We start from the raw sequence: 21,953 nt of genomic DNA, 5'->3' as shown, positions 1-21,953 counted from the left end.
GGTTACTGCCGTCGGAATTCTCTGTCTGCGCATGCCCGATGGAAACGGAGGTGGACGTAGAAGAATGGACGTCGCTGTGAGACCCTCTTCCGACGAGAGTTGGAGAGAGGCTTGACTAATCACACCTACGCTCAAGTGAGGGGATGTGAAGGGACAGGATCAGAGAAAACTGCGCGACGTTCCACAAGGCATTTGCATAAGCCGCTCAGTGACACCAGACTGATACGGGTCGATAGGTTGAAGCGCAATCAGAAGCGGCTGAGGTTGGATGCTTTTTGCTAGGGCCAGGCTCCAGATGGCCCTCTACGGTTCATCACGTTTCAGTAGCTTCCAGTCATTTCATCTACTAGCAATGGCCCATCACACGTATCGTGTGGCAACATGTTGCAACAATCCACGTTAATTAAACATCTTTTGGGGGTGTGCATGACTTTGGGCGAATCGTTGCTGGGCCATTTGAAGAAATTTCCTTCTCCACCGTACCTTTTCATAGGATCAGGAATTTCGCGTCGCTACTTGGGTCTTGAGGATTGGGCAGGGCTACTGCGAAAGCTTTGTGAGATTCATGGGCTGGACTACGGTTTCCTCAGCACGGAGGCAGCAGGCGATTTGCCACAACTTGCCACGTTAATAGCAAAGGAATTACAGCCCAAATGGTGGAAAGAAGAACGTTACAAGGCTTCTCGTGATGCCTATATGAACCTTGCCATCGATAGCGAATCTGCTCTCAAAATTGAGACCGCAATCTATCTAAAAAGTGCGGCAAAATTAACAACTACGCCTGAACTCGTTGCTGAACTGGAACTCTTCAAAAAAGTGGTTGCTGATGGAGTGGTAACAACAAATTGGGATAATTTAATAGAAACTATTTTCCCCGGCCAAACAGTCTATGTAGGACAAGAGGGACTAATTTTCTCCCAAATTCAGGGTATTGCCGAGATTTACAAGATTCATGGAACACAAGATGATCCTTTATCTCTGGTTTTCACCAAGAAAGATTATGAGCGCTTCCATCAAAAAAATCCATATCTTGCATCAAAACTTTTAACATTCTTCGTCGAAAATCCAGTTGTATTTCTGGGGTACTCCCTTGCTGATGAAAATATTTTGCAGATTATATATAGTATCTTGGATGGGCTTTCTAGTGAAAATGTTGGGAAATTGGCTGATCGCTTAGTATTTATTCAATGGGACCCTAAATGCCGAGATCCACGTTTTGAGCGAACCATTCTTTCTCACGACGGGAGAAGCCTTCCTGTTTATCAGGGTACAACCTCGTCAATGACTGACGTACTGGAAGCACTCGGAAAAATTAAACGACAAATTCCTGCTAAGTTACTTCGCCTACTAAAGCAGCAGGTTTATCAGCTCGTTCATTCAACTGATCCTGCAGATCGAGTTTATGTTCAAGATATTGATGATAAAACGCCTCTAAATGAAATTGAGTTTGCTATGGGGGTTGGCCTACTTGCTAAGCTCAGAGACGTAGGTTACGTTGCAATCTCTAGAGAAATACTCGTCAGAGATTTGATTTTTAATGACCAGGGGTTAAATGCAAAGACAGTAGTGGAAAAATCACTACCCGAGCTCTTGAAAAAAGTTCGTTATTTGCCAGTGCTGAGATATATAAAAATCGCAAAAACAATGGAGGGCTTCGATCCGGAAACGATGGACCACCGTGTCAAGCTGGTGGCGAATAGGACTTTAGATTTCTATTTGAAAAAGACAGGATCTGGGCAGCTCGTCGAAAAGGCTAAAAACTTTCAAGGTGATTTTCTGGCTTTTTCTGAGCAAGATACTCTTGAGAGAACAATGTCATACTGGTTTTACCTGCCGGAGCTAGCATTTCAAGTTGACCAAGTTGAAGATTTTTTAAAAGAAAAATTTGACCTACTTATTTCCCATGAAGATCCAAATATTCGCACTTCATTTTTGAAACTAATCAGTGTTTACGACTACATAAAGGATGCAAAAGATAAAGCCCAGTAGGTCTGATTAAATCGCAGGGATATATGCTCAATCACATTCAATCGATGAGATTAATAACGTCGCCCACCGTTTGCATCTGAAGTTTGGAAAGTGGCCGACAGTTATCGATTTCACTATCCTGAGCGAGAAAGCGGGTTAACTAGGAGGTTCGTGTGTCTGGTTCCATCCTCCATGGTGAATTCTGCGCCGGTGTTGATTGGTCATTCCCTGTTGTCAGCTCTTGAGTTCGTCGGGATGGTGTACGCATGGTCAAGAACGAAATCGCCGTGCACGCCCTCTCGGAAGACGAATGCCGAACCCTGCTGTTGATCATCGAAGAACAGGGTGGTTTGGCATTGGTTGAGGACGAGTTTGCCGAGGTGGTCCTGGGTTTGTTCGAGAACATCCCGGGGTTCGAGACCATGACGCTGGAAGTGAGCCAGCAACACCTCAACGAACTGTGGAGCCTATACATGGGAAAGAAGCCCGCCGCTGGAACGTCCGTCATGCCGACCAAGGCCGATGTCACCACATCGAAGCCTGTCGAGGTCGACCTGAACCAACCGATCATTTGTGCCGCCATCGAACAAGGCCAAGCCTTGATTGCCGAAGGTAAAACAAAGGCCGATGCCGCCCGTGCCATCTACAACGAGATCAAGGACGAACCCAAGGAGGTGATCACTGCTGCCTTCGTGGTGGGTGCTACCCTCACGGAAAAGGGTGCACTCACGTACTGGTACAACTGTCGTCGTAAGGCCGCCAAGGAGGCCGCACGGTCCAAGAACGGGTCTGTCCCTGGGTCTTGACCCTCACTCGGTGGGATCGTGGCCTTCCCCATGCCCCATCCCCCATAGGAAAAGCAGTGGTGTGAAAAAAATTATAACGTGTTGATTTATAAGAGTATTTTGTATTTTATCTATTAATAATAGAAGGCGAAAATAGAAAATCTCTGTAAAATCAATGAGTTATAAAAATATCCATGAATGGGCGTGATCCTGGGTGTTGGAATGGTGGTTCCGGATCATTTCTCGAATTGAATCCGATATTGGATCAAAACCTTCTCCCGTTCATCTGGTTGAATGAGGGTCAAAACCCATTCACCCAACTTCCGAATCTGGCTCGACATATGGGTTTCCTCCCGAACCGAAGATGACGGATCGTGATCGAAACGAACTTGTGACACCGAGGTCAATGCAACCAGAAGACGGACGATGTAGTTCGACTTCTTGGTTGGATTTTCCAGTTGATCGAGCACGAATTGGATATCGGGTTTCACCTTCCTGAAGTCCGACAAATACTCTGTCGGGTGATTCAGGAAGCGCTCAATCTGTTTTACAAGTGGGGAAGCAGAATCCGTCAGGCGGCTGTCTGAACGTCCCATTTTTGCGGTCTTGTCGATGATCACGCTGTTGGCGGTGTCAATCAGGTAGCCGCATTCGTTCACGATTGCGGCATGTCGCTTCTTGTCCACGAGGACGACACATTCAGCACCTGATGTTCTGAACCCTGAATTGCGGCCAATGGCTTGGTGCATCTTGTCGACCATCAGGTCGTGGCCGACCGCACGCTGATGCTCGGAGTACTTCAAACCCAAGGCGTCACACACGGTCTTGATCTGGGTAGGGTGAGGGACGCTGAGTTCGGCCAGGATATTCCGGTTCTTGAGGTCATTGCGGCCCTTGTTCGTGCTGTGGTTGAAATCCGCTGGAATACCATCGGCGATCAAGGTGATTTCCGTCTGGTGATCCTTTTCCAAACGGCGAATCAGCAGTGGAATCAAGGCATCGAATTTGGTTTGCACCTTGTCGGTACCCAGTAGCGTGATCTTGCCCCCCGTGACCTGCTGGCGTTTGCCGTGAACGGTATAAGGGGTGTGGTGCTTGCCCAGGTGGTTTTCCAGCAGGCGTAGCGTCATCCGTTCTGTGGTGGTGTAGATGCAGCGGTGGTGCTTGAACGGCACACCCAGGGACTGAACTTCCGGGCGAATGTCGTAGTTGGTACCGTCGATCGTCCTGGTCTTGGCGTCATCGGCCTTTGCGCTGCTGTGGCGCGGCTTGATGTCGAGGAACTCATCCAGGTCCGGGTCATCGATCCAGATAATCCAGTTCATCGGAATGCGGTCATGCTTGGCGGCGAGCAATCGCAGTTGGGCGAAGGTGGTGAAGATCATGGCGGGCGGCTCGCTGCCCATGTCGTCGAAGATCAGGTCTTCATCGTCAACAGGGGTGTCTGGCGTGACATCGACGTGATCAGGGATCGCCATCCGCTTGAAACGAACAGGGTCGTCGCCGAGTATGGTCCAGGCGACACGAATGAATTTTTCGGATAGACGGGGGTTCTCCCGTCGAATATCTTCGAACGTTTCGTCGGGAATCAAATCACCCGGTATGAACGGGCCGCCGGCCTTGCGCCTGACCTTGACGTTGAATCGTCGTTCGATCGATCCGTCGAAGCTCCAGGCAATCCGGCAGCTGCGACCGATGGCTTGGAGTTGGGGGCGAAACGAGGCTTCTTTTTCCCTCACCTGCTTCCACGACTTGCAGGCAAAGATGATCTGGTGGCGATACAGAGCCTCGCGCATTGGTGGGAAGTAGGGTTGTGGTGGATCGCGCAGAAAACTCATCGCTAACTGGCTTTTACCCGCGCCTTCGGGCAGGTAGATCACATGTGACTTGAACTGGAGGCCACCGCCCATCCCCTCAGCCCTGTCGGCGAGGATGTCCCTCTTGTAGCTCTCGAGTGTCCGTGCGATGTGTTGCCTGTCCTCGTGATCCAACCACACGGGTTCGAAGCTGTTTTCCAACATCTCATGGAGGGTGTCTGGCATTTCCTGCTGTATTGGGAGCGTCAGTCGGTGGGATGGTGGCAGGGTGAAAGACCCGCAGTGTTTGCAGTGGAAGCACACGACACCGGAGGGATACCGGGCCAGAAATTCCGAACCTTGGGTATCACCATGGAACGGACAGCACACGTGTTGAATGCGCCCCGTCACTTCCGACGCGCGAATGGTTCCTTGGCGGTGCTGAAACACCTGGTCGGGATCGAGGGTGCGGTTTGGCAGGCCGCTGGCTTTGCGAGGAACGGGAGAGCTGTCGTGCGGATCCCTGGCATAGGCGCTGTTGTGCTTCCATGTGGTCCAGTCGAGGACGGTCCCGTGATTGCGCCAGATCACCGCGTCGGCCTTGCGCTCCTCTGGAACAGAGGGCAGATAGTAGACCTGTGCTGGCCTGGCGATGACGGGATCGCAGGTCGGAGCGAAGGCCTGCAGTGCTTCGGACAGGTCATAGAACACCCCTTGCTCCTGGAGCATCCCGTATTCGTTGTGATATTGATGTGCCGGGATCGGCGATGTCAGCGGGAAAATCAACCGGAACTTGTGGACATCGGGTGTCTTCAGATGACTATGTGACGTATAGCCCAAATACTCATAGTCCTTGAAGCGCTCCCGTGCTTCATCAAGAGTCAGCGTGCCATCGTAGTCCACGATCAGCAGTTCCACGGCGACGGCATTGCGCTGTTGGCGTCGAACCAGTTGGGTTCCGTCTGGGTCTTCACGATAACCACCACGGTCTTCCTTCACCGCCTCATCCAAGGTCTTGAACCGGGTGGCGTTGAAGAGTTTCACGGCCTCCTTGCAGGGTGAAACCTGATGGCCTTCCTCGATCATGAAGTCGGTGAATTCTTCCCAGGTCAGGTCGTCGGAGCGGTAGTGAACACCGTCTTGAACCGATCGAAAGAGGTTGATGCCGAATGTCGATGCGACAGGCGATGAAATCGGCTGGATTCCAGACGATTGAGATGGTGTTGGTGTGTTGACAGTGATGGCGTCCTCTCCATTGGACGACAGGTGTTTGATGGGCATGTGCGCCTCCTCCATGTTCTTTTCAGGTTCAATGATCGCCGAGTTCCAGACAGCAAATCGAGCAGGCGGCCACGTTCCAAGCGGGGAGGAATGGTGTGGAACTGAAAAGACGCTTGGAAGGGTGGCGCACCGTGTTCGACTGTATATTTATACAGTTTGCGTGAGCGGATGCTGTTGCCCCAAGTGGAAACACAGAGGATGGTCATCGGGATTCAACGACTCCGAGAGCGACCCGATGAGCCTCATCAAGCGCGGCAGCAGCCCTTCCTGGTACATCCAGTTCCAGTTCAACGGGAGGACCTATATCAAGTCCACCCACTCGACAGACAAGAAGGTAGCCCAGCAGATGGAGGTCGAATGGAAAGCCAAGCTCCACGCTGAACGTTTTTTGGGCGAGAAATCCCGAATCAAGATTAAGTTAGCGATGGAGCAGTACATCGACACCAAGATCGGAACGCCAAGCCACCGGGGGATGCTCAGCAGATTGAAGGTGATTGCACGGCTGATGGGTGTAAACAGGCATCTGGACGAGTTGACGAGCCACGATCTGGAAAAGTTCAAGCGCGATCGGACGGCTGAGGGAGTCAATGGGCAGACACTCAAGCATGATTTCCACTTGATCCGAGGGGCGTGGAAGTACGCGCACAAGTTGGGCTATCGGGTGAGTGATCTCACGTTCCCGGTAGTCAAGATGCCCAAGACCTCGGTGCGTTATCTGTCAGCGGACGAGGAAAAGCGCCTACTCATGGCGCTCGACCCGAAGCGCGATATCAAGTACTACCCAGCGTATGAAGACCGGAGGGGGGATATCCAGCAGATGATGCAGGACGGATACGACCTCGTAGTCCTGCTGCTCGACACTGGCGCACGGTACAGCGAGATCGCGAACATCGAATGGTCACGGATCCACCTCGAAGACCGGACGATTCACCTTTGGCGACCGAAGGTGCAGAACGAAGCGATCTTGTACATGACGGATCGGGTTTTTGAAGTGCTACAGCGAAGATCAGAAGCTCTTCGTGAGAAGAAGATCGCCAGCCCGTACCTGTTTGCGAACAAGGCAGGTGGCCCGAGGGGCTATCAGGCGAGAGGGATTCGCAAGGCATTGAAGAATGCCGGTCTTGAAGGGGTCAAGGTCCACACACTGCGGCACACCCATGCTTCAAGGCTGATTCAGAATGGCCTCAGCGTCTACGAGGTACGGGAAGTGCTCGGGCACACAGACATCAAGACGACGATGAGATATGCCCATCTCGAAGCACAGCAGGTGACGGCGAAGGCGCGCGACGTGATCAACCGATTGAACAGGCAACAAGAGGAGGCTGCGTACTCTGCCTAGAGGCTGGCCTGCTCCATGAGCTTCGCAACGGATACATCCAAAGCCGCCGCCAATCGGATAAGCGTGAGAACGGCCACATTGTTGTCGCCACGCTCAATTCGTCCGACATAGCTTCGGTCTACCTCAGCAAGCAACGCCAGACGCTCCTGGGAAATTGATTTGGCTTGGCGGATTCGCTTAATGGCATCGCCAAGAGCCACCAAAGCAGGATCTTGTCGGCGACTCGTGAGATTTGGCACCCCCGAATGGTTTCTGTAGAGTGCGCCAAAATCCACGGACCATGTACCTCATTTTGAGTAATTGAGCTTATGATCAGCCGTCTTCGTGAGCACCCAGCAGTGGCTGGGAGTCCACGGCGTGCATCTATCGCGAGACTGAAAGTGAGGGCATATGCTTCGCGTAATCAAAGACAAAGATGGCAACGAAAGAATCGTGACGGAGGATGAGTACCACCGCGAGAAGAGCTTGAATGCTTTTGGTGGGGTGATCGAGGCAGTTGCTATCAGCGCCCATCAGAGCGGAGGCTTGCTATTCGCGGCCAACTGCCTGTTGTTCATCCTTCTTGTTTTGCTCTACATGCTGGGATGTGTGGCCTACAACATCCATCCAGAAGGAACCTCTGTCTTGGCAATGATTGGCAAAGGAGTCGTTGGACTCGGAGTTCTTGGAACTTTGGTGGCGCAGACTCGGTGGATCGCCCTGCTGGTGCAATTGGCTGTGCTCTTCGGGTTGCTCTCGCAGATGATTCGCATTGGCTGACGTGTTGCTGTTTCTCGCAATGTGCCGTCGATCGCAGCACATTGCCCTTGAACTCTGTGTATCCACGGCGCTGCTACAAATAGCGGCGCTTTCATTGCTGGCGGTCAGCATCGCCTCATGCATCAAGAATAAGAGTTGAAGAATCAATAGGGAGGTATTCGCGCTATGACTTTTCGCCGATCTTTGGCCGTGATTGGAGGTATTGCAGTTGGGCTCGCCGTTGTTGGAGGGGTAGATGCTCAGAGTGTGAAAGCCTCTCCAAATGACAGTGCATCAGGTGCGCAGTACACAGGCAGCTATCGCGGCGAGGGCGATGGTGGGGACGTCAGTGCTGAAGTCCGCGCGCCAGGAGCTGATGGCAAGTATCTTGTCTCGGTGGATGTCAGTGGACCAGGCTGTTTCGGCTCTGTAGAAGGGTTAGGTGTTCCTCATGGCCAAGTTCTAAGGCTGGAGACAGTAGCAAGTGGCGAGCGTTGTGAGATGCAGCTGCAGCCATTAGCCAAAGGGCAGCTTTCAATCACTGAAAGCTCCGGTTGTCGTGTCTTGCATGGTGCGTCATGCTCTTTTGAAGCCGTGGTCAATCGCGTGAAATCGATTGCACCAACCCATCCATCAACGAAAGCTTCAGCAGCGCCGCAAGGGGGCGCGACAAAGTTTCCTCTCGTTGGAGAATGGAGTTGCAAGTCAAGCAAACCGGGGGGCGCATCTTTCAGCACTGCATTCAAGTTTGATGCGCAAGGAGGCTTCGTCTACGTTGATCCCCAGTCCCACTTGATCGGTCGGTATCAGCCGAGTGGCGGCAGCACCTCGGTGACAGTCGAACAGGCAAAAGTCAATGGACAGATCGTGCCATCATCAATGCTTGTTCGCATTGATTCCATCGTCACATCTCCAGGTCAGTCCAAATTTAAAATGACATTGGTGAAGTTGGGCACGGAGGTTGCCAACACCTGTGTCACAAAGGCGGTAGCAGCGGCTACCCCTGCGCCTCAAGTGGATGTTTGCTCAATCAACCCTGCGGCTTGTGCATCGGTTCAGCGGAATAGCGACATTCGCTCTCAAATCCAGGATCAACGATGTGCAATGCTTCGAAGCCAACTCAGCGGTATGGTCGGTGCTGACTATCAGTTGGCGAAAGCTGGATGTCGCTAGCCAATCCCCGATGTTGTCAGGATTTTTGTGCAAACGGTTTGGGCGCCAGCTGTCATTGCAAGAGGGTCAAGCGCACTTCAATGCCTTCGGTCGCCATGGAAGTCGTCCGATCCCCATGTACTGTGATCGGCACCTTTACCTCTACTGTCACGGAACCCGCACTGTTCGTTGAGGTCATTTCAAACCAGTCAGGGGACCTCACCAAGCTCAAGCCCGTGGGCGGCTTCTGCGCCGAAAGCGGAGGCGCACTGACGCTGTTCATCGCCACCTTTCTGGGGGTGCCGGTCTCGACCACGCACACCATCACGGGCGCCATCGTGGGCGTGGGCTCCACCCAGCGGGCCAGCGCCGTGCGCTGGGGCGTGGCAGGCAACATCGTCTGGGCCTGGATTCTGACGATTCCGGCCAGCGCTTTCGTCGCGGCAATTGCCTATTGGGTGAGCCTGCAGCTGTACTGAGGATGATCTTGTAAAGATAGCATCTGGCGCATGATCAGCCAGTGTTGTGGTCTGGCAGGATGCAAAAAGGCTTCGCGGCATGCGAAGCCTTTTTTTGGCGGGATGCACCCCGATGGTGCCTGGAGCGCCGTAGAGGCCTACTGGGAAATCTTGCGAGCTTCTTCCACCTGGTATTCGAAGTAATGCTGAAAGCTGTAGGCAATGCTGGCCATGAGCACGGTGGCGCCGACCATGAGCGCGAGCGCGATGGCGAAAATCGTGGCCCAGCGCGTCTGCCCCGGCGCCGCATCCTCGGCCAGCGCCGGGTTGTGCTGCCGGTTCCAGGCTTTGCTGTCGGCCAGCCCGTAGAGAATGCCGCGTAGCGCGCAGGCTGCCATCGTGAAGCCCAGCAACGGAATCAGCACCCAGCTGAGCTGGTCGTCCTGGCCGAGCTGCTGCACCCGCTCCATGCCGTATATGCCCAGCGCCGTGGGCACGGGCAACAGCCATCCCAGCCAGTCGCCCAGCCCGTGAAGATAGAAACGATGCAGCCCCAGCGGTCCGCCCAGAAAGGCCAGCCAGGCGGCCACGGTCTTGCTTTTGCTGCGCGAGGAGGAAGGGGCTGCAGTGGTGGGCTGGGTCATGGGCAACGCAGGGGAGGCACTCCGGGTGCCGAGGGTGGATAAGGGAAATGGGCGGAGCCTGCAATGAGGTTTTCAGGCGCCGGGCCCATTATTCATGTGTTGCGCCTGCGGGCAAGCCTCGATGGAGCCACCGGGGCAAGAGGGGCGTGACAATCTCCGGCTTGCGGCAGGCCGAGTTGGCAGAAAACACAAAAAACGATATACTCTCGCGTTTTACGGCGTGTCGCTGGCCGGGTGGCCATGTCGCGTGTCTCAAACGCCGTGAGAAATGCAGCAGATTGCTGTGACCACCCGAAGGATTAATCATGGTCGTCATTCGACTCTCCCGCGGCGGCTCCAAGGCCCGTCCGTTCTACAACATCGTTGCTGCTGACAAGCGCGTGCGTCGCGACGGCGCCTTCATCGAGCGTCTGGGCTTCTACAACCCCAACGCCCGCGGTGCCGAAGAAGGCCTGCGCGTTGCCCTGGACCGCGTGAACTACTGGAAGAGCGTCGGTGCGCAAGCTTCCGACACGGTCGAGCGCCTGGTCAAGGAAGCTGCCAAGAAGGTTGCCGCCTGATTTCAGGTTGCTGCCGCTAGGCATCGTTCCCAAAGCGGGTTCCGTTGGCTTGTCTGACGGAACCCGTTTTTTATTCTTGGCGTCACGCCAGACTTTTGATTTTTAGTTGTCCAGAGAAACTGCCATGAGCCATATGCCTGCACTTGAAGCTGCCACCTTGCCTGCGGACGCGGTCGAGGTCGGGCGCATAGCCGATGCCTGGGGCATCAAGGGCTGGTTCAAGGTCCAGGCGTTCAGCAGCGACCCCGAGGCGTTGTTCACGGCCAAGCAGTGGTTTCTGCAACCCCCCGAAAAAGGCGCCAAGCAGTTCAGCGGCACGGTGGTGTTGTCCGTCAAGCAGGCGCGCACGCATTCGGACTCCATCGTGGCCACCTCGGCACAAGTCGTGGACCGCAACGCGGCCGAGGCGCTGCGCGGTGCGCGCATCTTCGTTGCGCGCGAGCATTTCCCCAAGGCCGGGGACGGCGAGTACTACTGGGTGGACCTGATGGGCCTGTCCGTGGTCAACCGCGAGGGCGTGGCCCTGGGCGTGGTCAAGGACCTGATGGCCACGGGCCCGCAGACGGTGCTGGTGCTGGGCTACGAAGCACAAGGCAAGGAGCAGGAACGTCTCATACCCTTCGTGGACGCCTATGTGGACAAGGTGGACCTGGCGGGCAAGACCATCGTGGCCGACTGGCAGCCCGACTATTGAGCCGCCGTCGACCCGGTAGCTGCTTGCGATTTCCCATCATGCGCTTTGACATCATCACACTGTTTCCCGAGCTGTTCGCTCCGTTCCTGGAAAGCGGGGTGACGCGGCGCGCCTACAGCTCGGGCCAGGTGGCCGTGCATCTGTGGAATCCGCGCGACCATGCCCAGGGCAATTACCGCCGCGTGGACGACCGCCCGTTCGGCGGTGGTCCGGGCATGGTCATGATGGCCGAACCGCTGCAGCAGTGCCTGGCCGGTATCCGCGCGGCGCGTGAGGCGGCCGATGCGTCCGAGGCGGCCGAGCCTGCGCCCCTGGTCCTGTTCTCGCCCATAGGCACCACGCTCAAGCATGACGTGGTGGCCCGGTGGGCGCAAAGCCGTGGCGCCGTGCTGCTGTGCGGCCGCTACGAAGGGATAGACCAGCGCTTCATCGATACCTATGTCACTCACCAGCTGAGCCTGGGCGACTTCGTGCTCTCGGGCGGCGAGCTGGCGGCCATGGTCATGCTCGATGCGCTGGCCCGCCTGCAGCCTGGCGTGCTCAACGACGAGGGCAGTTTCCAGCAGGACAGCTTCAATCCCGCGCTGGACGGCCTGCTGGATTGCCCGCACTACACGCGCCCCGAGGTCTGGAATGGCCAGGAAGTGCCGGCCGAGCTGCTCAGCGGCCACCATGCCCATATCGAGCGCTGGCGCCGCGACCAGCGCCTGCGCATCACCGCGGCGCACAGGCCGGAGCTGATCGCGCAGGCCCGCGAAAACGGGCTGCTCGATGCCCGGGACGAAGGGTTTTTGGCAAAAAACGCAGGCAAGCTATAATCGCAGGTTCTTTGATCCTCTATCCGGCCGCTGCAGATATCCTTGGCTGGCGCTTGTGCGTCCAGCCTTCAATGCAGCCATGGCACCAATCCCGGTGCTTGCCAATTGTGGCGCGGACAAGATCAAGGTGGACTAAACCATGAACCTGATCCAGACCCTCGAGCAAGAAGAAATCGCTCGCCTGAACAAGACCATCCCCGAGTTCGCCCCTGGTGACACCGTCATCGTGAGCGTGAACGTGGTGGAAGGCAACCGTAAGCGCGTACAGGCTTACGAAGGCGTGGTGATTGCCAAGCGTAATCGCGGCCTGAACAGCGGTTTTACCGTGCGCAAGATTTCCAGCGGTGAAGGCGTGGAACGTACGTTCCAGACCTACTCGCCCCTGATCGCCAAGATCGAAGTCAAGCGCCGCGGTGATGTGCGCCGTGCCAAGCTGTACTACCTGCGTGAGCGCAGCGGCAAGTCGGCTCGCATCAAGGAAAAGCTGCCCCAGCGCGTTAACAAGACTACAGTTGCTGCTGCAGCCGAGTAATCCGCGCGACCGGAACCTTTCCGGAAAAGCCGCTACAGTTTGCTGTGGCGGCTTTTTTTATGCCTGCTTCGTAACAGTATCTTGCAGGCCGGTGGCCTGCAGCTTCGTGGTTGCTGCATGCTCACACCTCATCACCCTTCCCCTGCGGCTGCCGAACCGGCGCGGCCCGTGGGCATTGCCGATCCGCGCCTAGCGCCGCTGATCGGCGTGGACGGCCATCTGCCTGCCGTCCCCCTGCAGGCCCAGACGCCCCGGGCCCTGCGCGAGCGCTTTGCCAAGCCGCCGCAATGGCAACCGGAGGCCATGCTGGAAAAGCGCTGGATCCACAGGCCGCCGTCGGATGCGGCCGTGCTGGTGCCCATCGTGCTGCGCGAGCAGCCCACGGTGCTGCTGACCGTGCGAGCGTCCCATCTGTCCTCGCATTCGGGACAGGTGGCCTTTCCCGGCGGCAAGCGCGATCCGCAGGACGTATCGGCAGAGGCCACGGCGCTGCGCGAGGCGCAGGAGGAGATCGGCCTGGAGCCGCGCAATGTGGAGGTGCTGGGCCGCCTGCCCGTCTATGTGACGGGGTCGTCCTTCGTCGTCACGCCGGTCGTGGGGCTGGTCCATCCGCAGTCCAGCTACTTTCCCAACCCCGGCGAGGTGGAGGATCTGTTCGAGGTACCGCTGTCCTTCCTGCTCGATCCCGCCCACCATGAGCGCCACGCCATGCTGTGGCAGGGCGTGGAGCGTGAATGGTTTGCCATGCCGTACCAGGATGGCGGGCAGCAGCGCTACATCTGGGGGGCCACGGCGGGTATGCTGCGCAATCTCTACCGTTTTTTGGCGGCTTGAAACGCAAAGCTGTAACAGGCATTCACATGCGGCCGCTATGATGAAGCAATGAGCTTTTTTGCCATCCTGATCGCCTTGCTGATAGAGCAGGCGCGCCCGCTGGCCCGGACCAATCTGGTGCATGCCGGCTACAAGGCCTGGACCGTGACCGTGCGCCGCAATTTCGATGCCGGCAAGCCCCTGCATGGCTGGCTTGCCTGGTCCATGGCCATTTTGCTGCCCTGCGTGCTGGTCGTCTGCGTGTACTGGGCACTGCTGCGCCTTGCGGGCTGGCCGCTGGCCATGGTCTGGAACGTGGCCGTGCTCTATGTCACGCTGGGCTTTCGCCAGTTCAGCCACCACTTCACCCGGATCCGCGATGCCCTGGACGCCGGCGACGAATACGCCGCACGCCAGACGCTGGCCGAATGGCAGCAGGTCGATGCCAGCGAAGTGCCGCGCAGCGAGGTGGTGCGCCATGTGATCGAATACTCGGTGCTGGCCGCCCACCGCCATGTGTTCGGCGTGCTGTTCTGGTTTTCCGTGCTCTCGGCCGTCGGTCTGGGGCCCCTGGGAGCCGTGCTGTACCGCATGGGCGAATACCTGTCGCGCGCCTGGTCCCGCAAAGGCGTCGAAGGCAGCCGGCCTCCGGTGAGCGAGCGCCTGCAGGAGGCCGCGCGCAAGGCCTGGTACGTGATCGACTGGCTGCCGGCGCGGCTGACGGCCCTGTCGTTCGCCATGGTCGGCAGCTTCGAGGAGGCCATCGACAACTGGCGCCTGTATGCCCAGCGGTTTCCCAACGACAACGACGGCGTGATCCTGGCTGCCACGGCCGGCGCCATCAATGTGCGCCTGGGCGGAGAAGCCCTGCGCCGCCGCGATGCGGGCTACACCGAGGAGGGCGAGGACGTCCATTGGGATGCCGGCAGCGATGTCACCCCGGGCCGCGAACCCGAGCTTGCGCATCTGCGCAGCGTCGTGGGCCTGGTCTGGCGCTCGGTGGTGGTATGGCTGCTGCTGCTGGCCCTGCTGACGATGGCGCGGCTGCTCGGTTGATCTTCGGATGCTTCTTATTTGATAGCTATAAGTGTTTGTTGTGCCAGCGTTTGATCTTGAAAAGACTGTAAAAAAAGCCCTGCATGCAGGGCTTTTTTCATGGCCGCATGCCGGGACTCAGTAGCGGGTTTCCTGGCTCAGTTCCTCGAACAGGTCGCCATAGATGCGATAGCGGCTGGCGCTGATGGCATGGGGGCTGCCTTCTGCCTCGACCTGTGCCATCACGGCGCAGCCGGGTTCGTGCAGATGGGTGCAGTTGTAGAACTTGCACTGGTCGGCCAGGGCGCCGATATCGGGCATGCAGCGGGCCAGGTCGGTGGGCTGCAGGTGGCGCAGGCCGAATTCCTGAAAGCCCGGCGAGTCGATCAGTGCCGTTTCGTGCGCTGCATCCATCCAGTACCAGGTGGTGGTCGTGGTGGTGTGCTTGCCCGAGTTCAGCGCCTGCGAGATCTCTCCGGTTGCGGCATTGGTGCCTGGAATCAGCAGATTGATCAGCGTGCTCTTGCCCGAGCCCGAGGGACCCAGCACCAGTGTGCTTTTGCCGCGCAGATGCTGCATGAGCAGGGCCTTGTCGGACTCGCCTTCCGTGGTCAGCGACAGCTGCAGTACCTCGTAGTGCGGCTCGTCCTGGCCATGGCGCATCTGGCGGTAGGGCGCCAGGCGCTGCCAGGCAGCGGCAAAGGCATCCGTCAGGTCGCGCTTGTTCAGGGCGATGATGGGGCGGATATGCGCGGCCTCGGCAGCGATCAGCGCGCGTGCCAGCTGGCTTTCGGAGAACACGGGCTCGGCCGCGATCAGGATCAGCACCTGGTCGATATTGGCGGCAAAGCTCTTGGTGCGTATCTCGTCCTGGCGGTAGAACAGGTTCTTGCGCGGCAGGACCTTCTCTATGCTGCCTTCCTCGCCCTGGCCGGCCGGCGGCAGCAGCCATTGCACCCGGTCGCCGACCACGGCCTGGCCTTTCTTGCCGCGCGGGTGGCACATGTGGCGCGCGCCGCTGGCGGCTTCCACCACATAGTGGCGGCCATGGCTGGAGACGACCAGCCCTTCCTGCAGTTGCGCGCGTTCAGCCATGCTTCACCATTCTCATGCGGCCAGCAGGGCGTTGATGCGGCGCGCGCAGTCGATGTCGGTCTCGGAAATACCGCCGGCATCATGGGTGTTCAGGCGCACGGTGCAGCGGCCATAACTCACTTCCAGGTCGGGGTGGTGGTCCTGCTGGTGGGCGACCAGGGCCAGGGCGTTCACGAAAGCCATGGTTTCGTAGAAGTTGGCAAAGCCGAAGGTCTTGGAAATGGCCGCTTGGCCTCCTTCGCCGGCCAGCTCCCAGCCGGGAAGCGCGGCCAGTTGCTCGCGTACCTGTTGGGCGCTCAGCGCGCTGCGCTTTTGCCGGGACCAGTCTTTCTGTTGCAGGGTGCTCATGATGGAATCGTCGGTAGGTTTACAGGCTGCCGGCGGGCGCGGGCATGCGCGCCAGCCGGTCCACGGCCGGGGGGTGGGAATAGTAAAAGCTCACGTACAAGGGGTCGGGCGTGAGCGTGGACGCATTGTCCTCATAAAGCTTGAGCAGGGCGGAAGCCAGGTGGGCGCCATCGGCCTGCTGCATGGCATAGGCATCGGCCTGGAATTCGTCGCGGCGCGACAGGGCCGACATCAGCGGCGTGACGAAGAAGCTGAAGACCGGCACGGCCAGCATGAACAGCAGCAGGGCCGTGGCGTTGTTGTCAGCCGACACGCGCAGGGCTTCGTTCAGCATGGGGGTCACGCCAAGTCCGGCGTAGAACCACAGCTGCTGCGAAAGCCAGCCCAGCAGCGCAAAGCCCAGCAGCGAGATGCCGAACATCAGCGCCATGCGCCGCGCGATGTGCCTGTGCTTGAAGTGGCCGAGCTCGTGGGCCAGCACGGCCTCGACCTCCTCGGCGCTGAGCTGCCTGAGCAGGGTGTCGAAGAAAACCACCCGCTTGGAGTGGCCGAAACCCGTGAAATAGGCATTGGCATGGGCCGAGCGGCGGCTGCCGTCCATCACGAACAGGCCCTTGGCGGCGAAGCCGCAGCGCTGCATCAAGCCGGAGACCCGGGCCTTGAGGCTCTCGTCGGCCAGCGGCTCGAACTTGTTGAACAGCGGCGCGATGAAGCTCGGGAAGATCCACATCAGCAACAGGTTGAAAACCGTCCAGCTGGCCCAGGCCCACAGCCACCAGAGGCCGCCCGTGCTGCCCATGAGCCACAGGATCAGCGCCGCAATCGGCAAGCCGATGGCCGCGCCCAGCAGCGTGGACTTGAGCAGGTCGCCCAGCCAGAGCCGGAGCGTCATCTGGTTGAAGCCGTAGCGCTGCTCCAGCACAAAGGTCTGGTACAGCGACAGCGGCAGCTCGATCAGGCCCGAGATCAGCGCAAAGCCGCCCAGCAGGGCCAGTTGCTGCACCATGCCGGCACCCAGCCGCTCGTACAGCCAGAGATTGAGGGCGTCCAGGCCGCCCAGCAGCGTCCAGCACAGCAAAACGGCCGTGGACAGCGTCATGTCGATCAGCGAGACCCTGGCCTTGGCCAGCGTGTAGTCGGCCGCCTTCTGGTGGGCCGCCAGGCTGATGCGGCGGGCGAATACGGCAGGCACGCTGGCGCGGTGCCCGGCCACATGCCGCACCTGGCGCGAAACCAGCCAGACGCGCAGCAGCCATTGCAGCAGCACGGCGGCGGCAAACACCAGCGACAGCGCCAGCGAGGGGGGAAAAGCAGGGGTGGAAGCCATGTGGCTGCAGTGTAGGCGACAATTTGCACCATGTCTGAAGCCCCTAGCAACCGCCTCCAAACCGTGTCCGAAACCGTGGCGGCAGCCACACCCGCCGCACCGGCCGCTGCCGCAGCCACCCTCGTCAAATCCGACCTCAACCTGGTCTGGCTGGACTGCGAGATGACGGGCCTGCAGCCCGACCACGACCGGATCATCGAAATCGCGGTGGTGGTGAGCAGCCCCGATCTGCTGATCCGCATCGAAGGACCGGTCTTCGCCATCCATCAGCCGGACGAACTGCTCAACGGCATGGATGCCTGGAACAAGGGCACGCACGGCAGGAGCGGGCTGATCGAGCGCGTCAAGGCCTCCACCGTCACCGAGGCCCAGGCCGAGGCCGAGCTCATCGCCTTTCTTTCCAGGTACGTGCCCAAGGGCAAGGCGCCGCTGTGCGGCAACAGCATTGCGCAGGACCGGCGCTTCATGGAGCGCTACATGCCCAGGCTCAACAGCTTCTTCCATTACCGCAATATCGACGTGAGCACGCTCAAGGAACTGGCCAAGCGCTGGAAGCCCGCGGTCTATAGCTCGTTCAAGAAGGCCCAGCGCCATACGGCCCTGGCCGATGTGCATGAGTCGATCGACGAGCTGCAGCACTACCGCAAGGAATTGCTGAACGTCTGAATGGGACGGGGTAGGGGCGGGCAGCTGCCCGATAGCCGCAGGACTTGCGGGAAAACCCGGAGCATGCGACAATGCACTGCTTACCCGATCCATGGGTAATTTTGCGCATCTCCATCACACACCGGGCTCTTCCTTCTTGCGTGCAACGGCTCAACACCGGCCGACACGTCAAGCCATACGCCCATCTGCCCCTTTTGCGAACGGGCAGTCAAAGTCTGACGGTGGATGTTGATAACCAACCGTCAAAAAAAGTGGGCAGATCGCTGGCTGCGCCGCTTTTTTCGTGAGCTTTTTCATGACAGAAAAATCCCTGGAGCAGGGCCTCGTGGCCGCTGCCGATATGTCCTTGTCCTCCCCCGAAGTGGAATCCCGCCTGGACGCCATGCTGGCAGCCGCCGACGCCGAAGGAACCGGTGCCGAGCCGACCGCTGAACAAGAGCAGGCTGCCGAGCCGAACGCCTTCGCCGAACTGGGCCTGGCGCCCGAGCTGGTGCAGGCCGTGGCCGACCTGGGCTACACCAAGCCTACCGGCGTGCAGGAGCAGGCCATTCCCCTGGCCATGAACAGCGGCGGCGAGCAGCCGTTCGTGGACCTGATGGTGTCCAGCCAGACCGGCTCGGGCAAGACCGCCGCCTTCCTGCTGCCCGTGCTGCACACGCTGATCGGCCAGAAGGCCGAGGAAGACGCCAAGGCCCGCGCCGAATACGAGCGCCAGTGCGCCGAAGCCGCCGCCAGCGGCCAGCCGCAGCCCAAGCGCAACAAGCGCAAGGACCCGACCAACCCGCGCAACTTCAAGGCCGCCGTGCCCGGCGCCCTGATCCTGTGCCCCACGCGCGAGCTGGCCCAGCAGGTGGCCCATGACGCCATCGAGCTGGTCAAGCACTGCCGCGGCATCCGCATCGCCAACATCGTGGGCGGCATGCCCTACCAGCTGCAGATCGCCAAGCTGCAGAACGCCAACCTCGTGGTGGCCACGCCCGGCCGCCTGCTGGACCTGCAGCGCTCGCTGCAGATCAAGCTCGACCAGGTGCAGTTCCTGGTGGTCGACGAAGCCGACCGCATGCTGGACCTGGGCTTTGCCGACGACCTGGCCGAAGTCAACCAGCTGACCAGCCAGCGCAAGCAGACCATGATGTTCAGCGCCACGTTCGCGCCGCGCATCCAGCAGCTGGCCATGCGCGTGATGCATGACAACGGCGCCAACGTGCAGAAGATCACGATCGCGACCGCCCAGCAAAAGCACGAGAACATCAAGCAGGTGCTGTTCTGGGCCGACAACTCCCAGCACAAGCGCAAGATGCTGGACCACTGGCTGCGCGACACCAACATCAACCAGGCCATCGTGTTCGCTTCCACCCAGGTGGAGTGCGACGGTCTGGCCAACGACCTGCAGCAGGACGGCTTCTCGGCCGTGGCGCTGCACGGCGCGCTGAGCCAGGGCCTGCGCAACCGCCGCCTGATGGCGCTGCGCAACGGCCAGGTGCAGGTGCTGGTGGCCACCGACGTGGCGGCACGCGGCATCGACGTGCCCACCATCACCCACGTCTTCAACTACGGCCTGCCCATGAAGGCCGAGGACTATACCCACCGCATCGGCCGCACCGGCCGTGCCGGCCGCGAAGGCATTGCCGTGACGTTCGCCGAGTTCCGCGACCGCCGCCGCGTGTTCGACATCGAAGGCTATACGCGCCAGCAGTTCAAGGCCGAAGTGATTCCGGGCCTGGAACCCACCCAGCGCTTCCCCAGCTCGCGCGACGGCGAGCGTGGCGGCCGCGGCCGTGGTGAAGGCCGTGGCGGCTTCGGCGCCCGCCGCGACAGCGAAGGCTATGGCCGCAAGTCCGGCTTCGGCAGCTTTGGCGGTGGCCGGGGCAACGACCGCGGTGGCGACCGTGGCGGTTTCGGCGGCGGCGACCGTTTCAACAATGACCGCGGCGGCTTCGGCGCTCCGCGTGGCGACCGTGGTGGTTTCGGCGGCGATCGGGGTGCCGAGCGCGGCAGCTTCGGCGGCCGCCCCAGCTTCGGCGGCGAGCGCCAGGAGCGCAGCTTCGAGCAGCGCGGGGATCGCGGTTTCGACCGTGGCTTCGAGCGCTCCGGCGAGCCGCGTGGCGATCGCGGCGGCTTTGGCGGCGACCGTGGCGGTTTCGGCGGCCAGCGCCGCAGCGAGGGCCATCGCGAAGGCGGCGACTTCGGTCGCAAGAGCTTCGGCGGCCGCGACGGCGGCGCTGCGCACGGTGCCCCTCGCGAAGGCGGTTTCCGTGGTGGTGAAGCACGCGGCTTCGGCGGCGGCGAACGTCGCCCGGCCTTCGGCAAGACGGCCGCCAAGCCTTACCAGCCCCACGGCGAACGTGGCGAGCGCGGCGGCGACCGTGGCTTCGAGCGCCGTCCCCGCGCCCCGCGCCGCGACGAGCGTTGATGGACGCTGGCGCCAGCCTGTGCTGGCGCACGCTGCATGAAAAAAGCCGGTCTGAAGACCGGCTTTTTTCATGGCGCTTATATGCCTGCATGGCCCGGCCTGCGCGGGCCCAGGCAATGAAAGCCCTGGGTGATGCTATGGAAAAAGAAGCTTCTGTCGCCTTCTACTCCATGGTTTCCAAGTCAATTCGCCTTGAAATCCAGTGAGGGCAGGCGCTATCAGCTTCCTTTTTTGATACGCGGCTCAGCTGGCGGATGCATGGCGGCCGATCTCGGGCCAGCGGTGATGCAGGTAGATCCAGGCCACCAGGCCGATCAGCATCATGCTGATGGAGCCGGCGGCCAGCAGCACGGCGGAGTGCATGACCAGCGGTGCGATCACGCCGGCCACAAAGCCGTTGGCCACGGAGCCGACCACGGCCTGCAGCGACGAGGCCATGCCGCGGCGCTCGGGGTGGATGTCCAGCACCAGCAGCGTGACCACGGGCACCATCAGCGCCCAGCCATAGGAGAACAGGCTGATGGGGATCAGCGCCCAGCCCACATGGGCCGGCCAGACCAGGTTGGCGGCCAGATTGACGATGGACGTCAGGCACATGATGAGAAAGCCGTGGCGGATCTGGCGCTTGGGCGCAATGCGGCCTGCCAGGCGCCCGCTGGTCCAGCTGCCGGACATGATGCCGCCGATCGAGGCGATGAAGAACCAGAAGAACTGGCCGGGCTCCAGATGCAGGATGTCGCCGAGGAAGGCCGGCGCCGAGAGCAGGTACAGGAACATGCCGTTGAACGGCACGCCGCTGGCCAGGGCCAGCAGCAGAAAGCGCGGGTCGGTGCACAGCACCCAGTAGCCGCCCATCAGCGGCTTGAGATGGAAGGGCTGGCGCTTTTCCAGGGGCAGGGATTCAGGCAGGAAGCGCACGTTGATGAGCCACAGCGCCACGCCGACGGCCGTGAGGAACCAGAACACCGATTGCCAGCTCAGGTGGATGAACAGCCAGCCGCCGATGACCGGGGCCAGCGCCGGCGCCACGCCGAAGAAGATGGTGATCTGCGCCATCACGCTCTGGGCCTGCGACGGCGGAAAGATGTCGCGCACGATGGCGCGCGAGACCACGATGCCGGCGCCGGTGGACAGGCCCTGGATGGCGCGGAACAGCACCAGCTGCGTGATGTTCTGCGACAGCGCGCAGCCCGCCGAGGCCAGCGTGAACGCCACCAGGCCCCACAGGATCACCGGACGACGGCCGAAACTGTCGGCCAGCGCGCCGTGGAACAGGTTCATGAAGGCAAAGCCGAACAGATAGGCCGACAGCGTCTGCTGCATCTCCAGCGGCGTGGCATTCAGTGCCCTGGCGATGCCCGAGAAGGCGGGAATGTAGGTGTCGACCGAGAAGGGGCCCAGCATGCCGAGGATGGCCAGCAGGACTGCCAGCGTCCAGCGCGGGCCTTGCCATAGATGGTGCATAGGAAGCAAATCGAATACCGGCACCAT

At 59.7% G+C, this 21,953-nt stretch carries 21 protein-coding genes and 1 pseudogene; 15 read left to right on the top strand and 7 right to left on the bottom strand.

Annotated features, from left to right (window positions below; translation table 11 throughout):
- Window positions 1-381 precede the first annotated feature (381 nt).
- On the top strand, window positions 382-1,989 hold the full coding sequence (locus Cte04_RS04875; RefSeq protein ID WP_083526511.1) for an SIR2 family protein: 1,608 nt from the start codon (window positions 382-384) through the stop codon (window positions 1,987-1,989).
- Window positions 1,990-2,234: 245 nt separating this feature from the next.
- Window positions 2,235-2,774, top strand: a complete 540-nt coding sequence (locus Cte04_RS21860) for a hypothetical protein (protein WP_217997567.1) — start codon at window positions 2,235-2,237, stop codon at window positions 2,772-2,774.
- 215 nt (window positions 2,775-2,989) lie between these two features.
- Here Cte04_RS21860 and Cte04_RS04865 read toward each other — a convergent pair whose 3' ends face one another.
- Complete coding sequence (locus Cte04_RS04865) at window positions 2,990-5,830, bottom strand: hypothetical protein (RefSeq protein WP_157081846.1); 2,841 nt, start codon at window positions 5,828-5,830, stop codon at window positions 2,990-2,992.
- Between the two features lie 235 nt (window positions 5,831-6,065).
- Between Cte04_RS04865 and Cte04_RS04860 the strand changes: the two genes are divergently transcribed.
- Complete coding sequence (locus Cte04_RS04860; RefSeq protein WP_066472928.1) at window positions 6,066-7,169, top strand: tyrosine-type recombinase/integrase; 1,104 nt, start codon at window positions 6,066-6,068, stop codon at window positions 7,167-7,169.
- Here Cte04_RS04860 and Cte04_RS04855 read toward each other — a convergent pair.
- Window positions 7,166-7,444, bottom strand: coding sequence for a helix-turn-helix domain-containing protein (locus Cte04_RS04855; protein ID WP_245633293.1), 279 nt, complete (start codon window positions 7,442-7,444; stop codon window positions 7,166-7,168). The genes Cte04_RS04860 and Cte04_RS04855 overlap by 4 nt on opposite strands.
- A 115-nt stretch (window positions 7,445-7,559) precedes the next feature.
- Between Cte04_RS04855 and Cte04_RS04850 the strand changes: the two genes are divergently transcribed.
- The 3 genes and pseudogenes from Cte04_RS04850 to Cte04_RS04840 all read left to right on the top strand — a co-directional run.
- The gene (locus Cte04_RS04850; protein ID WP_066472922.1) at window positions 7,560-7,928 is read left to right on the top strand and encodes a hypothetical protein; all 369 of its coding nucleotides are present in this window, start codon (window positions 7,560-7,562) and stop codon (window positions 7,926-7,928) included.
- Window positions 7,929-8,093: 165 nt separating this feature from the next.
- On the top strand, window positions 8,094-9,080 hold the full coding sequence (locus Cte04_RS04845) for a hypothetical protein (RefSeq protein ID WP_157081844.1): 987 nt from the start codon (window positions 8,094-8,096) through the stop codon (window positions 9,078-9,080).
- A 113-nt stretch (window positions 9,081-9,193) separates the two neighbouring features.
- Window positions 9,194-9,538 (top strand): annotated as a pseudogene (locus Cte04_RS04840) (inorganic phosphate transporter); the annotation flags it as partial.
- 137 nt (window positions 9,539-9,675) lie between these two features.
- Here Cte04_RS04840 and Cte04_RS04835 read toward each other — a convergent pair.
- Complete coding sequence (locus Cte04_RS04835; protein ID WP_066472915.1) at window positions 9,676-10,161, bottom strand: TM2 domain-containing protein; 486 nt, start codon at window positions 10,159-10,161, stop codon at window positions 9,676-9,678.
- Between the two features lie 305 nt (window positions 10,162-10,466).
- Here Cte04_RS04835 and rpsP point away from each other — a divergent pair, with 305 nt between their 5' ends.
- The 6 genes from rpsP to Cte04_RS04805 all read left to right on the top strand — a co-directional run bounded on the left by rpsP (window position 10,467) and on the right by Cte04_RS04805 (window position 14,634).
- Complete coding sequence (rpsP, locus tag Cte04_RS04830) at window positions 10,467-10,721, top strand: 30S ribosomal protein S16 (protein WP_066472908.1); 255 nt, start codon at window positions 10,467-10,469, stop codon at window positions 10,719-10,721.
- Window positions 10,722-10,845: 124 nt separating this feature from the next.
- Window positions 10,846-11,415 carry a ribosome maturation factor RimM gene (gene rimM / locus Cte04_RS04825; RefSeq protein WP_066472905.1) on the top strand — a complete coding sequence of 190 codons (570 nt, stop codon included), beginning with the start codon at window positions 10,846-10,848 and terminating at the stop codon, window positions 11,413-11,415.
- Between the two features lie 38 nt (window positions 11,416-11,453).
- On the top strand, window positions 11,454-12,233 hold the full coding sequence (gene trmD, locus Cte04_RS04820) for a tRNA (guanosine(37)-N1)-methyltransferase TrmD (RefSeq protein WP_066472903.1): 780 nt from the start codon (window positions 11,454-11,456) through the stop codon (window positions 12,231-12,233).
- A gap of 139 nt (window positions 12,234-12,372) precedes the next feature.
- Entirely contained in the window at window positions 12,373-12,765 is a 393-nt protein-coding gene (rplS, locus tag Cte04_RS04815) for a 50S ribosomal protein L19 (RefSeq protein WP_066472900.1), read from the top strand.
- A 117-nt stretch (window positions 12,766-12,882) separates the two neighbouring features.
- Window positions 12,883-13,599 (top strand): CoA pyrophosphatase, encoded by a 717-nt coding sequence (locus tag Cte04_RS04810; protein WP_066472897.1) that lies wholly within the window; start codon window positions 12,883-12,885, stop codon window positions 13,597-13,599.
- Between the two features lie 48 nt (window positions 13,600-13,647).
- Window positions 13,648-14,634: a CobD/CbiB family protein gene (locus Cte04_RS04805; RefSeq protein WP_066472894.1), complete on the top strand. Its 987-nt coding sequence runs from the start codon at window positions 13,648-13,650 to the stop codon at window positions 14,632-14,634.
- A gap of 117 nt (window positions 14,635-14,751) precedes the next feature.
- On the opposite strand, the gene rsgA is transcribed toward Cte04_RS04805, so the two are convergent.
- Genes rsgA through Cte04_RS04790 form a run of 3 tightly spaced genes read right to left on the bottom strand, consistent with a single transcriptional unit; the run spans window position 14,752 to window position 17,383 of the window.
- On the bottom strand, window positions 14,752-15,708 hold the full coding sequence (gene rsgA, locus Cte04_RS04800; protein ID WP_066472891.1) for a ribosome small subunit-dependent GTPase A: 957 nt from the start codon (window positions 15,706-15,708) through the stop codon (window positions 14,752-14,754).
- Between the two features lie 12 nt (window positions 15,709-15,720).
- A complete protein-coding gene (locus Cte04_RS04795) occupies window positions 15,721-16,056 on the bottom strand; it encodes a 4a-hydroxytetrahydrobiopterin dehydratase (protein WP_066472886.1) in 336 nt (111 codons plus the stop codon).
- Window positions 16,057-16,075: 19 nt separating this feature from the next.
- Window positions 16,076-17,383 carry a M48 family metallopeptidase gene (locus Cte04_RS04790; RefSeq protein WP_066472882.1) on the bottom strand — a complete coding sequence of 436 codons (1,308 nt, stop codon included), beginning with the start codon at window positions 17,381-17,383 and terminating at the stop codon, window positions 16,076-16,078.
- A 30-nt stretch (window positions 17,384-17,413) separates the two neighbouring features.
- On the opposite strand from Cte04_RS04790, the gene orn reads away from it, so the two are divergent.
- From orn to Cte04_RS04775, 3 genes are all read left to right on the top strand, one after another.
- The gene (orn, locus tag Cte04_RS04785) at window positions 17,414-18,049 is read left to right on the top strand and encodes an oligoribonuclease (protein WP_083526508.1); all 636 of its coding nucleotides are present in this window, start codon (window positions 17,414-17,416) and stop codon (window positions 18,047-18,049) included.
- A gap of 295 nt (window positions 18,050-18,344) precedes the next feature.
- Complete coding sequence (locus Cte04_RS04780; protein WP_066473986.1) at window positions 18,345-20,462, top strand: DEAD/DEAH box helicase; 2,118 nt, start codon at window positions 18,345-18,347, stop codon at window positions 20,460-20,462.
- Window positions 20,462-20,668, top strand: a complete 207-nt coding sequence (locus Cte04_RS04775; protein ID WP_157081842.1) for a hypothetical protein — start codon at window positions 20,462-20,464, stop codon at window positions 20,666-20,668. The genes Cte04_RS04780 and Cte04_RS04775 overlap by 1 nt, the downstream gene beginning before the upstream one ends.
- A 37-nt stretch (window positions 20,669-20,705) precedes the next feature.
- On the opposite strand, the gene Cte04_RS04770 is transcribed toward Cte04_RS04775, so the two are convergent.
- Window positions 20,706-21,926 carry a multidrug effflux MFS transporter gene (locus Cte04_RS04770; RefSeq protein ID WP_066472876.1) on the bottom strand — a complete coding sequence of 407 codons (1,221 nt, stop codon included), beginning with the start codon at window positions 21,924-21,926 and terminating at the stop codon, window positions 20,706-20,708.
- Between the last annotated feature and the right edge of the window lie 27 nt (window positions 21,927-21,953).

The sequence above is a fragment of the Comamonas terrae genome, from assembly GCF_001544075.1.
GTDB lineage: Bacteria > Pseudomonadota > Gammaproteobacteria > Burkholderiales > Burkholderiaceae_C > Comamonas > Comamonas terrae.
Note: the sequence above shows the minus strand (reverse complement) of the source record. Positions and strands in the feature narration are given on the sequence as shown.

Bases quoted from the DNA above. Each gene is read 5' to 3' on its own strand.
- Cte04_RS04875 (WP_083526511.1), top strand. From the start codon at position 382: ATGTTGCAACAATCCACGTTAATTAAACATCTTTTGGGGGTGTGCATG.
- Cte04_RS21860 (WP_217997567.1), top strand. From the start codon at position 2,235: ATGGTCAAGAACGAAATCGCCGTGCACGCCCTCTCGGAAGACGAATGC.
- Cte04_RS04865 (WP_157081846.1), bottom strand. From the start codon at position 5,830: ATGCCCATCAAACACCTGTCGTCCAATGGAGAGGACGCCATCACTGTC.
- Cte04_RS04860 (WP_066472928.1), top strand. From the start codon at position 6,066: ATGAGCCTCATCAAGCGCGGCAGCAGCCCTTCCTGGTACATCCAGTTC.
- Cte04_RS04850 (WP_066472922.1), top strand. From the start codon at position 7,560: ATGCTTCGCGTAATCAAAGACAAAGATGGCAACGAAAGAATCGTGACG.
- Cte04_RS04845 (WP_157081844.1), top strand. From the start codon at position 8,094: ATGACTTTTCGCCGATCTTTGGCCGTGATTGGAGGTATTGCAGTTGGG.
- Cte04_RS04835 (WP_066472915.1), bottom strand. From the start codon at position 10,161: ATGACCCAGCCCACCACTGCAGCCCCTTCCTCCTCGCGCAGCAAAAGC.
- rpsP (WP_066472908.1), top strand. From the start codon at position 10,467: ATGGTCGTCATTCGACTCTCCCGCGGCGGCTCCAAGGCCCGTCCGTTC.
- rimM (WP_066472905.1), top strand. From the start codon at position 10,846: ATGAGCCATATGCCTGCACTTGAAGCTGCCACCTTGCCTGCGGACGCG.
- trmD (WP_066472903.1), top strand. From the start codon at position 11,454: ATGCGCTTTGACATCATCACACTGTTTCCCGAGCTGTTCGCTCCGTTC.
- rplS (WP_066472900.1), top strand. From the start codon at position 12,373: ATGAACCTGATCCAGACCCTCGAGCAAGAAGAAATCGCTCGCCTGAAC.
- Cte04_RS04810 (WP_066472897.1), top strand. From the start codon at position 12,883: ATGCTCACACCTCATCACCCTTCCCCTGCGGCTGCCGAACCGGCGCGG.
- Cte04_RS04805 (WP_066472894.1), top strand. From the start codon at position 13,648: ATGAGCTTTTTTGCCATCCTGATCGCCTTGCTGATAGAGCAGGCGCGC.
- rsgA (WP_066472891.1), bottom strand. From the start codon at position 15,708: ATGGCTGAACGCGCGCAACTGCAGGAAGGGCTGGTCGTCTCCAGCCAT.
- Cte04_RS04795 (WP_066472886.1), bottom strand. From the start codon at position 16,056: ATGAGCACCCTGCAACAGAAAGACTGGTCCCGGCAAAAGCGCAGCGCG.
- Cte04_RS04790 (WP_066472882.1), bottom strand. From the start codon at position 17,383: ATGGCTTCCACCCCTGCTTTTCCCCCCTCGCTGGCGCTGTCGCTGGTG.
- orn (WP_083526508.1), top strand. From the start codon at position 17,414: ATGTCTGAAGCCCCTAGCAACCGCCTCCAAACCGTGTCCGAAACCGTG.
- Cte04_RS04780 (WP_066473986.1), top strand. From the start codon at position 18,345: ATGACAGAAAAATCCCTGGAGCAGGGCCTCGTGGCCGCTGCCGATATG.
- Cte04_RS04775 (WP_157081842.1), top strand. From the start codon at position 20,462: ATGGACGCTGGCGCCAGCCTGTGCTGGCGCACGCTGCATGAAAAAAGC.
- Cte04_RS04770 (WP_066472876.1), bottom strand. From the start codon at position 21,926: ATGCACCATCTATGGCAAGGCCCGCGCTGGACGCTGGCAGTCCTGCTG.